Annotated in this window: 14 protein-coding genes; 12 read left to right on the top strand and 2 right to left on the bottom strand. The window is 57.5% G+C overall.

Annotation, left to right across the window (positions count from 1 at the left end):
• Window positions 1-153 precede the first annotated feature (153 nt).
• The 3 genes from VKV18_RS13700 to VKV18_RS13690 all read left to right on the top strand — a co-directional run bounded on the left by VKV18_RS13700 (window position 154) and on the right by VKV18_RS13690 (window position 2,793).
• Window positions 154-1,476, top strand: coding sequence for a glycosyl hydrolase family 28-related protein (locus tag VKV18_RS13700; RefSeq protein ID WP_324204750.1), 1,323 nt, complete (start codon window positions 154-156; stop codon window positions 1,474-1,476).
• Window positions 1,477-1,522: 46 nt separating this feature from the next.
• Window positions 1,523-1,939 carry a hypothetical protein gene (locus tag VKV18_RS13695; protein ID WP_324204749.1) on the top strand — a complete coding sequence of 139 codons (417 nt, stop codon included), beginning with the start codon at window positions 1,523-1,525 and terminating at the stop codon, window positions 1,937-1,939.
• A 110-nt stretch (window positions 1,940-2,049) separates the two neighbouring features.
• On the top strand, window positions 2,050-2,793 hold the full coding sequence (locus VKV18_RS13690) for a DUF1559 domain-containing protein (protein ID WP_324204748.1): 744 nt from the start codon (window positions 2,050-2,052) through the stop codon (window positions 2,791-2,793).
• A gap of 103 nt (window positions 2,794-2,896) precedes the next feature.
• Here the strand turns inward: VKV18_RS13690 and dnaN are convergent, their stop codons facing one another.
• Complete coding sequence (gene dnaN, locus VKV18_RS13685; protein WP_324204747.1) at window positions 2,897-4,078, bottom strand: DNA polymerase III subunit beta; 1,182 nt, start codon at window positions 4,076-4,078, stop codon at window positions 2,897-2,899.
• A 253-nt stretch (window positions 4,079-4,331) separates the two neighbouring features.
• On the opposite strand from dnaN, the gene VKV18_RS13680 reads away from it, so the two are divergent.
• Window positions 4,332-4,565 (top strand): hypothetical protein, encoded by a 234-nt coding sequence (locus VKV18_RS13680; RefSeq protein WP_324204746.1) that lies wholly within the window; start codon window positions 4,332-4,334, stop codon window positions 4,563-4,565.
• A 131-nt stretch (window positions 4,566-4,696) separates the two neighbouring features.
• On the opposite strand, the gene VKV18_RS13675 is transcribed toward VKV18_RS13680, so the two are convergent.
• Complete coding sequence (locus VKV18_RS13675; RefSeq protein WP_324204745.1) at window positions 4,697-5,950, bottom strand: alginate export family protein; 1,254 nt, start codon at window positions 5,948-5,950, stop codon at window positions 4,697-4,699.
• Window positions 5,951-6,441: 491 nt separating this feature from the next.
• Between VKV18_RS13675 and cmr1 the strand changes: the two genes are divergently transcribed.
• From cmr1 to csx2, 8 genes are read left to right on the top strand one after another with little or no spacing between them, the layout of a single operon-like run.
• Window positions 6,442-7,701 carry a type III-B CRISPR module RAMP protein Cmr1 gene (gene cmr1, locus VKV18_RS13670; protein ID WP_324204744.1) on the top strand — a complete coding sequence of 420 codons (1,260 nt, stop codon included), beginning with the start codon at window positions 6,442-6,444 and terminating at the stop codon, window positions 7,699-7,701.
• Window positions 7,702-7,722: 21 nt separating this feature from the next.
• Window positions 7,723-9,369 carry a type III-B CRISPR-associated protein Cas10/Cmr2 gene (gene cas10 / locus VKV18_RS13665; RefSeq protein ID WP_324204743.1) on the top strand — a complete coding sequence of 549 codons (1,647 nt, stop codon included), beginning with the start codon at window positions 7,723-7,725 and terminating at the stop codon, window positions 9,367-9,369.
• A gap of 5 nt (window positions 9,370-9,374) precedes the next feature.
• Complete coding sequence (gene cmr3, locus VKV18_RS13660) at window positions 9,375-10,496, top strand: type III-B CRISPR module-associated protein Cmr3 (protein WP_324204742.1); 1,122 nt, start codon at window positions 9,375-9,377, stop codon at window positions 10,494-10,496.
• A 12-nt stretch (window positions 10,497-10,508) separates the two neighbouring features.
• The gene (cmr4, locus tag VKV18_RS13655) at window positions 10,509-11,378 is read left to right on the top strand and encodes a type III-B CRISPR module RAMP protein Cmr4 (protein WP_324204741.1); all 870 of its coding nucleotides are present in this window, start codon (window positions 10,509-10,511) and stop codon (window positions 11,376-11,378) included.
• A complete protein-coding gene (gene cmr5, locus VKV18_RS13650; RefSeq protein ID WP_324204740.1) occupies window positions 11,368-11,793 on the top strand; it encodes a type III-B CRISPR module-associated protein Cmr5 in 426 nt (141 codons plus the stop codon). Before cmr4 ends, cmr5 begins: the two co-directional genes overlap by 11 nt.
• On the top strand, window positions 11,783-12,805 hold the full coding sequence (gene cmr6, locus VKV18_RS13645) for a type III-B CRISPR module RAMP protein Cmr6 (RefSeq protein ID WP_324204739.1): 1,023 nt from the start codon (window positions 11,783-11,785) through the stop codon (window positions 12,803-12,805). The genes cmr5 and cmr6 overlap by 11 nt, the downstream gene beginning before the upstream one ends.
• Before the next feature lie 17 nt (window positions 12,806-12,822).
• Window positions 12,823-13,929, top strand: a complete 1,107-nt coding sequence (locus VKV18_RS13640) for a putative CRISPR-associated protein (protein ID WP_324204738.1) — start codon at window positions 12,823-12,825, stop codon at window positions 13,927-13,929.
• Window positions 13,930-13,931: 2 nt separating this feature from the next.
• Complete coding sequence (csx2, locus tag VKV18_RS13635; protein ID WP_324204737.1) at window positions 13,932-15,197, top strand: TIGR02221 family CRISPR-associated protein; 1,266 nt, start codon at window positions 13,932-13,934, stop codon at window positions 15,195-15,197.
• Window positions 15,198-15,374: the final 177 nt, after the last annotated feature.

Raw genomic sequence — 15,374 nt, 5'->3', positions numbered from 1 at the left:
TTTTGTTTTTTTGCTAAGGAATTATCGGCGTTCTGAACAGAATGTTCCATATTTTCGCCTAGAGTTGGGTAGAATTCAGTGGAATAGGGGGGAGAACGTGGCAAAACAAGGGGCTGCGTTCCTCCATGCGAAGATGTTCGGCGAGGAGGGCTTATGAAAAAGCATGACGATGTGCGGCGACGCCTGATAAAAAGCACGGCGCTGGCCGCCGGTGCCGGCTTATTGGCCGGTTCCACGGCGCAGAGCGAGGCGGCACCGGGGGGCAACAGCGCCCATTTCGACGCGCGGCAGTTCGGGGTTCGCGGCGATGGCCACCACGACGACACAGAAGCCCTGCAAAAGGCCCTCGACGCGGCAGGCAAGGCCGGCGGTGGCATCGTAAGCTTGCCGGCAGGGCAGTATCGCATTAATGGGCACCTCTCCATCCCCGGAGGGGTTACCTTGCAAGGGACTTTTCGCGCTGCACCTTGTGCACGCCACGATCCCTATCCCCAGCTTTACGGCACCGTTCTGCTGGCCTATGCAGGCCGTGGCAACCCAACCGATCCGCCTTTCATTCGTCTCGCCGGCCAGATGGCAGCCCTTGCCGGCGTTATCATCACCTATCCCGAATGGAAGCAGACCGACGTGCCGCCCGTTCCCTACCCGCCAACTGTGCTGGCCGAAGGGGGAGTGGAGGATGTCGCGATTATGGACTGCTGCTTCCTCAATACCTATGAGGCCATTCGGCTACAGGAGGCGCATAGGCACTACGTGCGCAACGTCTACGGCTACCCGCACTGGCGCGGCCTCTATGTGGATGCTTGCTACGATATAGGCCGCGTGGAGAACTGTCACTTCTGGCCTTTCGGGGTGAACTTTGACCCCAAAGACCCCTTCTGCAAGTGGGTCAACACCAACGCCGTCGCCTACGAGTTCGCACGCACCGACTGGCAGTACGTGTTAAACACCTTCTGTTTCGGCTATGGGGTCGGGTATAAGTTCTCCGAGTCGAAGGCCGGAGCTTGTAACGGCAACTTTTTAGGCATCGGCTCCGACTCGTGTGAGCGCGATATTTTGGTGGAGCAGGCCCAGCCCTACGGTCTGCTCATCACAAACGGCGAGTTTGTGGGGCGCTGGACCAGCACCTCGGCCGTGTGCGTGGAGATAGGCGAGAAGGTCGCCTCTAAAGTGAGCCTAAATAACTGCGCGTTCTGGGGGCCGATTGAACGGATCGTCTGGCAACGCGGCCCAGACTCCCAGTTTACGGCCTCCGCCTGCCATTTCGTGGACTGGACTTCCACCGCCCTTCAGATCGATGCGGGCAAGGTGATCGTGCAAGGATGCACCTTTATGCAGCCTAAAACCGCTGCCATTATCGGAGAGCAGGTGAAGTCGGCCATCTTCATCGGCAACCAGGCCCACAACGGGCTTATCGTGGACAATCGGGCGGGCAACCGAACCCAGCTCGGCTTCAACGAGCAGCCCACAGGATAGCGCTGCGGAATAGATCGTATAATAGAGGGAGAAGGAGACAAGAGCGGTGTTTCGTGGAACCGCAGCACTTCTTATCCTCTGTTTCTTGATCAGCGAGGTATGGGGCCTGCGGATCGAGCTGCGCCCCACACCTCGTCCTGCATCGCCCATGGCCATGCCGTGCGATATGCCCTGTTGCCGAACCGCTCTTGCCAACGGCAAAATGTGCTGCTGTTGCCACACCGGAGCACAGGGAGGCACGGCGTTCTGCCCTTGTCTGCATGCGCCTTCCGGTAAGCAGCACGCCCTGCTGCTCTCGGTTAACCAAAAGCTGCCCTATTTACCGCCGGCGCGCTCTGTGGCATCGGCCCCTGAGGCCGCAGTCTCCCTAAGCCTTAGCCTACGACCGTTGTGGCCTGCCTCTTTCGTTCCCGCTCCATCCCCTCCCCCTCCTCGAACGCTCTCTTCCCTTCCATCGGCATAGGCTCCTCTTCTGAAGCGACCGAAAGCTTCGGGGAGCGCTGTGCCGATCACCGGCTCGTCGGAGCTGGTGGGGAGTGAGACAAGAGACAACGATCTTTCGAGGAGGTTATTATGATCAAGCGTACGTCTGCGTTCACGCTTATAGAGTTGCTTGTCGTAATAGCGATAATCGCTATTCTCGCAGCCATTCTCTTCCCTGTGTTCGCACAGGCCCGAGAGAAGGCGCGCGCCATCGCCTGCCTATCGAACTGCAGGCAAATCGGGTTGGCGCTCTCGATGTATCTGCAGGATTGGGATGAGAAGTTCCCTCAGGAGCATCCCTCCACAAGCAACCCGGTAGTAGACGACAGTCAGGGGCAGTTGGAGACCATAGACTACGGTTCGCCGTTCGATAAGATTCTGCCCTACGTTAGCGGGCACGATTCCAACAAGGTGGGCATCTACACGTGTCCCTCCGATCCCGACCCTCATGGGCAGGAGCTTTTAGATGCGAACGGCAACTGCAAAAACACCGATCCGCCTGCTCCGCCGCCGGGTCCGCTCACCAGCTATGTGCTCAACGCCTACTATCTATTCGGTGCCACTTTGGCGCAGCTGCCGGACCCCTCGCGTTCCATCTACATCAGTGAGCGGCGCGACACTTTTTGCGACGTTCACTACCACCCGTGGTTAGGCGAGATCCTTGCGCCCAACGGGCTTAACGACCCGACCAACCCCATCGCCATCGCCTACAATCGGCATAACGGGGGAAGCAACTTCGTCTATGCCGATGGCCATGCAAAGTGGCACCGTTTCGAGGACACCATACGTCCTTTTGAAGGTCACGAGCTATACGGCGAGCACCAGGCGTTTTAATGCGGAGTCGGTTGTAGGAAACACAGCGCCTCTACCTCATAACGAGGTAGAGGCGCATCACTTCGCCAGGCGAGCCTAACACCGATGGCCCTAAGCAGTTACCTTAGGCGATCTGCATGGGCATCAGCACGCAAAGGTAGTCGAGGCCGAACCCTTTATTCTCCTCGTCATTTCCCTGGGCAATGGGGCGAATGACCCCCGGCTTCAGCGGCTCGGTGAGGTCGAGCGTAACCCCCTCCTCCTCGATCACAGAGAGCACATCCAGCAGGTAGCGTGCATTGAAGGCCACCTCCACATCGTCCCCTTCTCGCAGCACCTCCAGCTCCTCATAGGCGCTGCCGACGATCTGGTTTTCGGCCGTAAGCACCAGCTTATCTTCGTCGGTACGCAGAATAATGCGGTGGGCGCTGGCGCTGTCGCGCGCGACGATGGAGGCGCGTTTTACCGCCTGAAGGAACGGCTGGGTGGGAATGGAGAGGCGGCGGCGGTACTCGGAGGGAATAACGCGCTGGTAGGGCGGGAACTGGCCTTCGATAAGCCGGGAAACGATCTGCACATCGTCCTCGCCGGGCAGCAGGAAGCGCACCTGGTTCGAGGAGATGGTAACGTTCACATCCCCCTCACCGTCGGTAAGCAGGCGCAGAAGCTCGTTCATGGTGCGTGCGGGCACCACCGCGTTCTGGGTGCCGCGCACATTGTTAAGGGCTACCGTGCAGAGGGCGAGGCGATGCGTATCGGTGGAGACTAGATGCAGCGCGTTCTCTTCCACCACCATAAGAATGCCGGTGAGGATGGCACGCCCTTCATCGGAGGAGACGGCGAAAATGGTTTTTCGAATCATCTCTTTCAGAACGGCTTGCGGCACGGCGAAGGAGACGGCGTCGGCCACCTCCGGCAGCTGAGGGTACTCCTCGGCCGGCAGCCCGAGAATTTTGTAGTCGGAGCGCTCGCAGTGCAGGCGCACGGTGTGGCTGCGGTCTACCGAGAGGGCCACATCGCTCTTATCGGGCAGGTTGCCTAAGACTTCGGCCAAGGTGCGTGCCGGCGCCGTGAGCGCCCCAGGCTCCTGCACGGTGGCGGCGACGCGGCAGGAGATGCCCAGTTCCAGGTCGGTGGCCACAAGGCGCAGTCCGTTCTCCTCCGAACGGATAAGGATGTGGCTCAGGATGGGCAAGGGGCTGCGTCCGCTCACCGCATGGGCGACGGCTTGAACGGCGGAAAAGAGGTCTTTACGAGGGCAGAGGGCCTTCAGGCTGCTGTTGGTTTCAATGGGTGTGGTTACCATAGGTGTTCCCTTTCTGAACGTGAGGTTTCGTAGAAAAGGACGGGCGGGGACGCGAAAAAGTGTCGCTTCGGAAATTTGCTAATTTTTGCATAATTTCGCCACAAAAAGAAATTTTTACAAAATTTTGCCCAAATGGCTACTTTTTGGGCTTGATTTGGGTAATAATATATAGGGGAAGCGTTCTCTGCAATTGGAGAACCTCCTGCGAACATCAAACCAGATGCTCGCGTGAACGGAAGGAGACATAAAACGGATGTCCAACCTGCTTGTCACCAACAGAGAAGAAGAGTTCGTCTCGGGCGAGGTGGTTGAGCCGGGGGTTTATGAAGACCTCGAAAGCGGCGCCATTTTGGAGATTCGCGAGCCGGATGTGCTGCCGGAAGGGGCCCGTGTGGTTCACTATCGGCGACGCTTCCGGCGCATTGGGCAGCTGCAGGCCCACGCCCGTGGCCTCAACCCCGGAAGTGAGGCCTCCAAAAACCGCTAAGGGCTTTGGAAACGGGCGTCTCTCTCGTTACCCGAACTTCACATAGAGCTTTCCCCATGGAACCGCGCACCTGGGGGTGAAGTCGGGAGATACAGGGCGGCATAAGGCCCTCTTGCCGCCCTGTTTTCCTTTTAGAACCGCCAGGTAGGCTGCAAATAGAACCAGTTCACCTCATGGGCCAGCGCAGGGGCGAGCGTTCGCACAAAGTGCCCCGGAAAGAAGTGGCTATAGCCCATTTCGAGGCCCAACGTCTTCGAGAGGTGATAGGTTGCAATGAGGTCTACATCCGTGCCGATCTCCCGCCCGGCCGCTCCATTGGGGCTGCGCAGCGGTTGGCCATTGGCCCCTTTCACCGGCCCACCGGCATACCAGTAGTCGCGCGCATCGGCAAGCGCCAAAAAATGCGCGTCTATCGAAAGTTCCCAACGCCGCGCGGGCGCCCCGCTCAGCATAACCCGCCACTGCCGCACGTTGCGCCAGCTGTCGTAGATCAGCGAGCCGAAGAAGGCATGGCTTGAGCCGAACAGCGGGTCGAACGTGTTGGTGTGATGCGGGTTGGTGGGGTCGCCGCCACTGGCAAAGTCGCGTTCAAGCAGAAGGCGTAGGCCGGCCTTACCGGGGAACACGGTGCTTAGGGTCGCTCCGTAGGCCCAAGCCGTTACCGCTTTGCTGCCGTTGCTGCCGAACTGGAATGCCGTTTCCACCGAGGCCTCCGTACGCCGAACAAGGTGCACCACAGGGCGCGTGCCTACCGTCCATAAGCCGAAGTTGTTGCCGGCCTTATGGTCGTGCACATAGAGCAGGTAGAGATCGGTGGTGTTTTGTTGGCCTAAGGGGAGGGTGGAATAGAGGCCGGTGAGCATCGGGCGAATCGGCTTGCCGTCGGCCACGCCTACCCGCCCCACAAACAGGTCGGTGTCGGCGCCGTGCCGTTCGTAGCGTAGCCGTAGGGCATCGAAAGAGCGCGAGATGTTGTTCCAGTTGTCATCATCAAGAAGACGGTGCACGCCGTAGGCCAGAATCTGGCGCCCCACGCGCACGCTCCAAGGGCCGTAGCGTTTCTCCACATAGCCCTGATACAGCTCCACCACGCTCTGAACCCGCCAGTGGCTGCCCGCCAGCTGTTCGCTTTGACGGTGCTGCGGTTGCACAAACAGGCTTAGGCCGGAGGCGTCGTGCCATCCGAAGCCCAGCCGCAACCGGCTGAGCCACTCTTGTGGCGCCGAGGTGCTGCCAATGGAGGGGGCATCGGCTTGCGAGCCGTCGTGCCGAATCCGCCATTCGGGCTGAAAAGAGAAGGAAGGGACGGTCTGAGCGGGCGCCAATGGCCCGACCGCCAAAAGGGCCGACAACAAGCCGGCCCCCATAAGGGGTGTCTGTTTCACGATAGGTACTCTCTCCTAGAAATAAAACGAAATGGAAAATCGCTCCCTCGTGTGGAACGCCCTGCGCTGCGGAACCCTTTGAGCCGGGAAAAGGAAAAACGCGCACGAAGGCATGGGGAGCTTGCTATGGCCTCTCCATCGCGGATAAACAGCCGCCCGCGTGGAGAGGCACTGCAATCTATTGTGACAGCGGAAGATTAAGAGAATGTTAAGACAATCGGACGTGGGCGCGTGGAGACGCTGCGCTTTCGGAAGTTTGCGGCCATCAAGACATCGCTCTCAAACAGCGCTTACCCCAAAAGAGCAAAACATTGCCTCTTAAAATTGACTCATAAAAAGGCAATTGCGTTTGCAAAAAAAGAAGGAATCGGACGGGCAGAAACCGAACCTATTGATACCCTATTTTTCCGGTTTTGCCCATCTCCACTGCATTAATTAACAGGCAGCGCGGAAATGCCTTTTAAGAATTCAGAAGAAAGGAGATGCGCTTTATGCGCCCTATCAAATCTGCAGACCCGCCGACATGGCCTCAGACGCCCTCCGGTGCTCATCAAGAGTCGCTTACCCTCTCCTTAAAACTGATCACCCCGATGTTCGGCGGCGGCTACAAGGCCGGTGAAGTGGACGATGTCTGCCGCATACGTGCGGCCACAGTTCGTGGGCATCTGCGCTTTTGGTGGCGTGCCCTCTACGGAGCCGAATACACGACCTCCAATGAGCTGTTTAAAGCCGAGAAAGCCCGTTGGGGCAGCACGGAAAAACCGGCTGCCATCTCTCTGAAGGTGGTCGTGACTTCAAATGGCAAGTCAAAAACCTATTCGCAATGGACTCGTAATAATAGTGCTTTAACCTACTTTCTCTTTCCTTTCCAGAAGAACAATCAGCGGCCTCAGGAGGGAGAAGGATATGCAGACATCGCTTTTACCCTCACGCTCGACTTCCTGACGAAATATCAGGACGAGGTCGAGCGCACTCTCAAAGCCTGGATCGCCTTTGGCGGCATTGGGGCGCGTACCCGCCGTGGCTGCGGGGCGTTGACGGTGACAGAGAATGCGGCTAAGTGGTGTATGCCGGCCAATCCTTCTGAACGAGCGAACTGGCTTAAAAAGCTACTACCGAGCGTTGCCGAGCAGAGATCGTCAACGGACATTCCGATTCTGCTGGGCGCTAGGTGCGTTTTGGGAGCCGCCAATCGGGACGCTGTGCAAGTTTGGGAGATGTTGGCTCAGTTTTGGCGAAATTTTCGCAAGGGGCTAGTAAGTGCTTCTGGAAGTAATACCGGACGCAGAAATGCCCTCTACGGCAAGGGTTTGTGGCAAGACTTTTCTCGCCTTTCTGCTCTGCTGAGTAATAACGCGCTTCCCCTCGTTAAACCCTTTCTAGGAATGCCTATCATTTATCAGGAAACGCCTACGCTTCGTAATGCCACGCAAGGTTTTATTGGGGATTTAGTGCCGGAAGGGTCGGAACGTATGGCCTCGCCGCTCATTCTCAAACCTATTGCTTTATCCGATGGACAGTTCTGCCCTTGTGTTCTTGTGCTATCCACAGGTCGGCCACAAAAACTAAAAGCAACTGGCCAGCTTCTCGATCAAAATAGGCGAAAGAGCGTAGACGCATCTGTTACGGTGCGGATGCCCACTCCAAGCGAAGAGCCGCTCTTAAGAGCGCTCGGTGTAAGCGATGTCTATGCAGGCGTGATCGAAGCGGCAAAAAAGTTTTTTGACAAATCTAGTGTCTATCCGCTTTGAACAGAGAGGAGGCTAACCACAATGCGTAATCTGCTGACGATCTCTATCGGGCCGGTGCAGGAGTTTATTGCGGCGGCGCGGAAAACGGCCGACCTTCAGGCCGGATCGAACCTGCTGCAGTGCCTCGCCTGCGAAGCCGCAAACTATGTGGGCCGTGACGGCGAGCTTATCTTCCCATCGAGCGCTGCGGAGGGTGGGGCCAATAAAATCCTCGTTCTCCTCCATGAAAATCAAGACCCCAAAACGGTGGCGCGGGAGTGCCGAAAGCATCTTAAACGCAAGCTTATGGAGTGCTGGCAAGCGGTGCTGAACCAACTGCTGGCGGGAACGATTGATGAAGAGCTTGCCAACAACCAGGTCAAAAACTTTTTGGAGTTCTACGCCGCCTGGATGCCGCTGGACGATAAGGCAAACTACCCCGAAATCCGCCAAGAGCTGGAGCGCCTGCTGGCCGGGCGTAAGGCCCTGCGCAATTTTAAACAGCCCCTCAGCTTTCCCGAGCGCTTTAAAAGCCCTCTCGACCCCTCGCGCGACACGGTTATTCTAGACCATAAGAAACTGAAGCCGTATTTACAGCTCAAAGAGAGCGAATACCTCGACGCCATCTCCGTGCTGAAACGCTATGCGGGAATGCATCCCGAAATCCTCGATAGTTGCTTCCTCAATAGCTCGGCACCGGGGCGACGATCACACGTCCCCTCCACCTCCGAGATGGCGTTCCGCTCGCTGGAGCTGCGTCTGGAAGGCTCCGCCAACCCTATTCCCAGCTTGGGGCAACTGAAAGATTTCGCTAACAAGCACCGCATAGAGCCGAGCGCCATAGTGTTCGCCAATCGGCTGGAGGAGGAGGAACTCACGGAGGAACAAAAAGGAGAGGCGCTTAAACTGCGTTCTGATTTTCTGCAAGAGTTGCATATCGGCGAAGTGTTCCCCTACTACGCCATCCTTGCCGCCGATGGCGACCGCATGGGCCAAATCCTCAGCACACTGGGCAATCCTGAGGCGCATCGCACTTTCTCGCAACAACTCGCGCAGTTTGCCAAACAGGCAAGGGATATCGTTGACCAACATGGTGGCTATTGCATCTATACCGGCGGGGACGACGTGCTGGCGCTCCTGCCGCTAGAGACGGTTATCGAGTGCGCAGACGAGCTAAACCAAGCGTTTCGCCAACAGCTACAAAGTCTCAACCTGCCGAATAATTTGGGCACGCTCTCCATGGGCATCGCGATATGCCATCGCATGGAGCCGCTTAGCATCGCCCTAGAAGCCGCCCGCAACGCCGAGAAGGCGGCCAAGAAATACCGAAACGCCTTGGCCATCTCCGCGCATCCGCGCAGCGGGTCTCCCATCACGGTGGTAGATTCGTGGGGTAAAAGCCCATGCACCGACTGGCAGAACTCCAAAAATGCCTTGCGCCACGGACTTGCCCGCGGATTTCCCTATGAGCTGCAGCAGCTCGCCCGGCAGTGGGAGAGCGAGCAGTCGCATCCTCGCCTCTCCACACGCTTACAAAAGGAGGCGCAGCGCATTCTGGATCGCAAAAAAGATACAAGCGGTACGGCACGGCAGAGCATCGGAGCCGCGATCAATCAGATTCAATGCGTGCACGATTTAAAGACCCTTGCCGACCGCTTGGCCATCGCCCATTTCCTGACAAGGAGTTGAAAAAGATGCGAGCCTTTCAAATTTCGCCCATCGAGCCGCTGCTGCTGCGTGACGGTCGCCCCTTCAGCACCGATGAGGGCGCCCTGGATGCCACCTCGCTCTCCCTCCCGATGCCCGGCACCCTTGCCGGCTTTCTGCGTACGCTGATCGGACAACTGCGCGGATGCTCTTGGACCACCCCCGATGATGTCGCAGCCGTACGAGGCATTCGTGTTGCCGGGCCGCTGCTGCTGAAAAACGAGACCGTCTGCTTTCCTGCCCCCGCCGACGCGGTGGTGTTGGACGGAGAGGAAAAGAGGCTGATGACCCTACGGCCTTTTGAACCGCAGAAGGGAGGCTGCGATCTGCCGCCCGGCCTTTTGCCCCTCAAGGCGACAGAGGATGGCAAGCCCGCTCCGGGTTATGTCTACTGGACGGCCAGAGATATGTTTCTGTGGCTTGCCAACAATACGCCTGCGGACTTTCTGCCAGAAGACATCGGCGACTTTCCCCGCGAAACGCGCCTCCACGTGGCCATAGACCCGAACACCTTGATGGCCAAAGAGGGCATGCTCTACTCGACCCAAATGGTGGCCTATGAGCGGCTGCGCGACAACGGTAAGGAGTGCGAAAGCTGGTCGTTTTTGGTAGCTGCAGAGGTACCTCAAGAAGAGAACCTCTGCACCGTTCACACATTGGGGGGAGAGCGTCGCCTTGCCGCCATAACGGATGCGCCCAAAAAGTGGCCGGACACCTGTACGAACCCCATTAAAGAGGCGCTGCGGCAAACCCGACAGGTGCGGATGGTGTTGGCCACTCCCGCGATATTCAAGGACGGCTGGCGACCAGGATGGCTAAACGATGAGTTGGTTGGCTCGCCGCCGGGCGCATGCGATATTGTGCTGCGCCTGAAGGGGGCGGCCGTGAAACGGCGGTTGGCGGTGAGCGGATGGGAGTATCGCCATCAGCGCTCCAAGCAGGTGCGTTGGTTAGTCCCGGCCGGCTCGGTCTACTTCTTTAATGTTGAACAAGGCGACCCCAAAACGCTGGGCGAGAAGCTTTGGCTAAAGCCCGTTTCCGATAAAGAGCGCGATCAAAACGATGGCTACGGTCTCGCCCTTTGGGGCGCTTGGAACGATGAAGACTAAGGAGGATAGAAGATGACCGCTTGGGCTTTGTTCTTACATGCTTTAACCCCCTTGCATTCGGGAACCGGCCAGGCTGTGGGGGTTATTGACCTGCCTATCGCTCGCGAAAAGGCGACCGGTTGGCCGGTGTTGCCGGCCAGCGGAATCAAAGGCGTTTTTCGAGATGAGGCTGCACAGCTCGTAGATGAGAGCACGGTAGATAAGCTATTTGGCAAGCCCAATAAGAACGGCGAAGACGGCTCTGCCGGGCTGCTCTGCTTCGGCGACCAGCGCCTGCTGTGCCTGGCCGTGCGGAGCTTCTACGGCACCTTCGCCTACGTCACCAGTCCGCTGGTGCTGAGCCGTCTGAAACGCGATCTCTCGGTCGCCGGCCTCGACCTTCTGCCGTCGCTGGAGAAGCCCCTGAACACGAACGGCTCCGCCCTCATCCCTACGAAGAGCGAAATCGCGGACAAAGAGAAGCAGAAACTCTATTTCGAGGACATTGATATAGAAGGCAAGGCTTCTGGGGATGCGGAGAACGTTGCGCAAGAGTTGGCCGGCCTCCTCTTCCCTGGGCAGGAGTCGCTCTTCACCGAGCGCTTTGCCGTGGTACCCGACGACATTTTCACCTTTCTCTGTGAAACGGCCACCGAGGTAACCGCTCGGGTGAAGCTGCAGGATGACACGAAAACGGTACAAAGCGGCGGCCTGTGGTACGAGGAGGCCGTGCCCGCCGAATCGATCTTCTGCGGCATCGTGATGTGGACAGGCAAAGAGGACGATGCGAAAGAGGCGGAAGGCGTTCTCTCTAAAATCACGAAGATACAGGTGGGGGGGAAGGCCTCGGTGGGGCGAGGAATCTGTCGTTCTATCGTGTGGGGGTGCAGCAATGACGCTTAGAACACGCGCTCAGGAAGACATGCTACTGGCGGAAGAGCTGGTCACCGAGGTGTCTGAGAAGGAAGAAGAGTCTGTACACACAATCTACGGCGGGCTGTGCCATCAGTTCCCTGTGTTAGTGCGCACCTGCGGCCTGTGCCAGGCCCTCGCGTTCTCGGCAGCGAAAGCGAAGGCGGGAGAGGAGGGCGCCCGCCAGAGGGCGCATGCGCTGCTGCTGCAACATGTGGGCAGGGTTCTCAACCTACCTCAAGAAGCACAGGAGCTATGCAAGCAAGTTGCCGACGCCGATGCCTCTCAATATATGTTCTACACACGTCGCGTTCTCTCGGCATGGGTCTACTTCAAGCAGTTTGCGGTCTCTATTCTCGATGTAACAAGCGCCAATGAGGCGAAGGAGGAAAACAGTGCCAGATAATGGGGAATCTGTGGCTGTCCGGTATGCGCTGTTACCGCTTCAGATAGAGCAGGGCGCTCACGCCGGCCTGTTGCTGCACCGCTATTTAAAAAAACAGGATGATGTGAAGGCGAGAGAAGACCTGCTAGACTGCATCTGCAAGGTGAAAGCCTCCGAAGCCTATAAGGCAGCGTTTGATCGGTGGAAACAGGCTGCAACAGGCCAGAAGCTGGAGATCACATTAAGATTCGAGACCCCGCTGGCCATTGGGCTGGGCAACGAGTCGCCCATCGAGGTGGGCTTCACGTTCCATCACACCTATGGCATGCCCATTGTGCCGGGCAGCGCCCTAAAAGGGCTGTGCCATAGGGTGGCACGGCGGGTTGCAAGCCTATCCAAAGAGCAGTGTCAAGACCTGTTTGGGGATACCAGCATCGCTTCGGCCTTTGTTTTTCACGACGCCTGGTACGACCCCAATTCGGTAGGCGGTTACCCGTTCCATCGCGATGTGGTGACCACGCACCATCCAGCCTACTATCAAACCCAAGAAAGCAAGTGGCCCACCGATTTCGACGACCCGGTTCCGGTGCCCTTCTTGGTGGTGAGGCCGGGGGCATGCTTCTATTTTCTGTTTGAGATGCCCAGCGCCAGTCCGCAATGGGCGGCCTTTGTGGAGTCGCTGCTGAAGTGGGGCGGTGAGAACCTCGGCATCGGCGCAAAAACGAACGCCGGCTATGGGCGGTTCGAGGTAGAGAGGGTAGGCGGTTCTAAAACCTCTTCAGCTGAGGAGTTGGAAGAGTGGAAGGATGTCGAAATTAGCGTGAACCCTAGTACCCTTGAGGCGGAAGTAAAAGCTTCAGATTACGGGACTGCGGTTACTCATGCAAATGATAAGAAGAACATAGAATCACTGCTGAGACCGCACAAAGAAGAGCTTAAGAAGCATAAGTGGAAAGCGCGAGCAACTGTGAAGGTTGCAAAGAAGGAAAAAAATTACATTCGTGACATACAAGACATTCGTTTTGAGCGGTAGGAAAGGAGCCGATAAAGATGAATTCCATCCTTGTGACGGTGGGCACCTCGTTGCTCACCAACATGCAGCGCGACAAGTTGGAGACGACCGTGCAACCGGTTCGCCTGCAGTATATCCGCGAGAAGGGGGAGCAGAAGGCCAGTGCCGAGACCAACTCGCTGCGGCTGCTGCTTGAAAAGATGTCGCCGAAAAACACCAAAATCCTCTTCTTTCACTCCGACACCGAGGACGGGGAGCGCTGCGCCCAAACGCTTGAACGCTACTATGACGGGCAGGGCTATCAGGCCGAAACGCGGCGGGTTGAGGGACTGCAGTACCGGCAAGAGGCGTTTAAGGCCGCCGGGCTGCGCAACCTGGTGCGCGAGTTAGCCTCCACCACGCGCCGAGAGCAGGAGGCCGGGCGGGCGGTGCACATCAACGCCACCGGTGGCTTTAAAGCCGAGATAGCCTATGCCACCCTCATCGGGCTTTTGTTCGATGTGCCGGTGTACTACCTGCACGAACGCTTTAACGACCTCATCCAAATGCCTCCCGCCCCCATCGCCTGGGACTACTCGCTGCTAGCGGAATACGATGCCGTTTTGAACTGGCTTGAGGCCGCCGGCCAGCGCAAGCTGGAGGAGCTTTGGAACTTCGCGCATCAGCACGGGATAGACTGCGAAACCGACCTAGGCTGGCGTAAAATCGATCTCATTCTCGACCACGAGCCGATTGACGGCCACATCTATGTGGCGCTATCGCCGGCAGGCGAAGCCTACTACGAGGCCTATCGCGCACACCTGGAGCGTCCGGGCGACCCAGTGTACCTCACCCAAGAGGTTTCGGAGCGCTTAGAGCGGCTGGAACCCTCCAAACGCCAAGAGATCGAGGCGCTGTTGCAAAAGCTTAGCCATCGTCCCTTTTGGCAGGGCAGCGCGGAGAAGATGCGCGATTCGGGGTTGTGGGTCTACCCACGCGGGCCGCGCAATGCGCGGATCGCCTTCTATCTGGATGAGGGTGGCAACGGGGTGCGCGTTTGCGAGATCGCCTGGCACAACGATGGCAGTTACGACGCCTTGTGCGACCGGAAGCCGCAGGCCGAGTCGTATCGCAACGCGCAATGGCACATCTGGACGAGGAGATAAAAATGGCAACAATTGTTATTAGCTTTCTGGGTATGGGGAATTATGACGAGGTGGAATATACATGGGGCGATAGCACCTATCGCACCCGCTTATTCCCGGCTGCCGTGGCGCATTGGATAAGGCCGGATAGACTGTATGTTCTGCTCACCGACGAGGCACGCGATAGCTCAAATTGGGTATCCCTCCAGGAAGAGTTAAAAGCCCAACAGATCGAATATCAGGAAGTCTCGATTCCGAGCGGGCGTTCCGAAAGCGAGCTGTGGGAAATCTTTGAACAGCTCGTTGGGCTGCCTCAAGAGGACGATGAGATTATCCTCGATATCACGCACGGCTTCCGCTCGTTGCCGGCTCTCGCCCTGTTGGCTATGGTCTACCTACGGATTGTGAAGCAGGTAAATTTACTCCACATTCTCTACGGGGCTTACGAGGCGAGACAACCAAATTCAGATCTTGTCCCAACCTTCGACCTCACTCCCTTTGTGACCCTGCTCGAATGGGCTTCGGCGGCCGATCAGTTTCTTAATACCGGCAATTCAACGGTTCTCGGCAAGCTCTTCACAGAGCGGCACAATGCCCTGTGGCGACGGCGGGAGGGGCAACCGAAAGCGCTGCAGCGATTAGGCAACAGCCTAACAACTTTGTCGGAGATAATCGCGAGCTTGCGCGCCCGAGAGGTTCCTACGGCCGCCCACAACCTTGTGAGTGCCCTCGAGGAAGCCGAAAAGGAAAAGGAGGTACGTACCTATCTTCCTCCGGCAGTACCTATTCTCGAAAACGTAAGGCAGGCCTATGAGCCGTTTGCCGTTGGGGTAGGGGCTGACGATCTGGAGAAGCCCGACGACATCCGTTCGCATCTGCGGGTTCAGTGGGAGCTGCTGCGGGAATATATTCGGTGGAAACAGTGGGTACAAGCCGTCACTCTTGCCAGGGAATGGGTGGTAACGCTGGCCTGTTGGCGTTGCGGCAGCAAATCTTTTCTCGACGTAGGTGTGCGTGAAAGGATAGCAAATGAGTTAGAAAGCTCAGTAAGGAAGTTCAGTAAACAAAGTGAGGCCGATGAAAAGCCAAAACAGGATGTCGATCTGACGCGTTTAGACGAAGCGGAGAAGAAAGAGCTTATGGACGCTTGGGCTCGAATAGGGCAGCTACGCAACGACATTGCCCATTGTGGCATGCGCAAAAAACAGCGCAGTGCGAGGGATGTCATTGAGCAAGCAGAGAATTTAGCCTCGCTCTTAGAGCCGCTCGCTCGACAAATACAAGATTAATTTAGGGTTCCATCATAGAAACGTGCGCGCGGAAACCATGTCACCTCGAAGCGAAGCTGAGAGGTCTTTACGTTTCATCTCCACTGAGGATGAGCGCCTCGGTATTGAAGAGCCGGCGACACGACTGCCATTTCGACCCGAAGATGAGATAAACAACTGTCATTTCGAGCCGAAGGC

Origin of the sequence: Chthonomonas sp. (genome assembly GCF_035294505.1) — a bacterium.
Classification (GTDB): domain Bacteria; phylum Armatimonadota; class Chthonomonadetes; order Chthonomonadales; family Chthonomonadaceae; genus Chthonomonas.
Note: the sequence above shows the minus strand (reverse complement) of the source record. Positions and strands in the feature narration are given on the sequence as shown.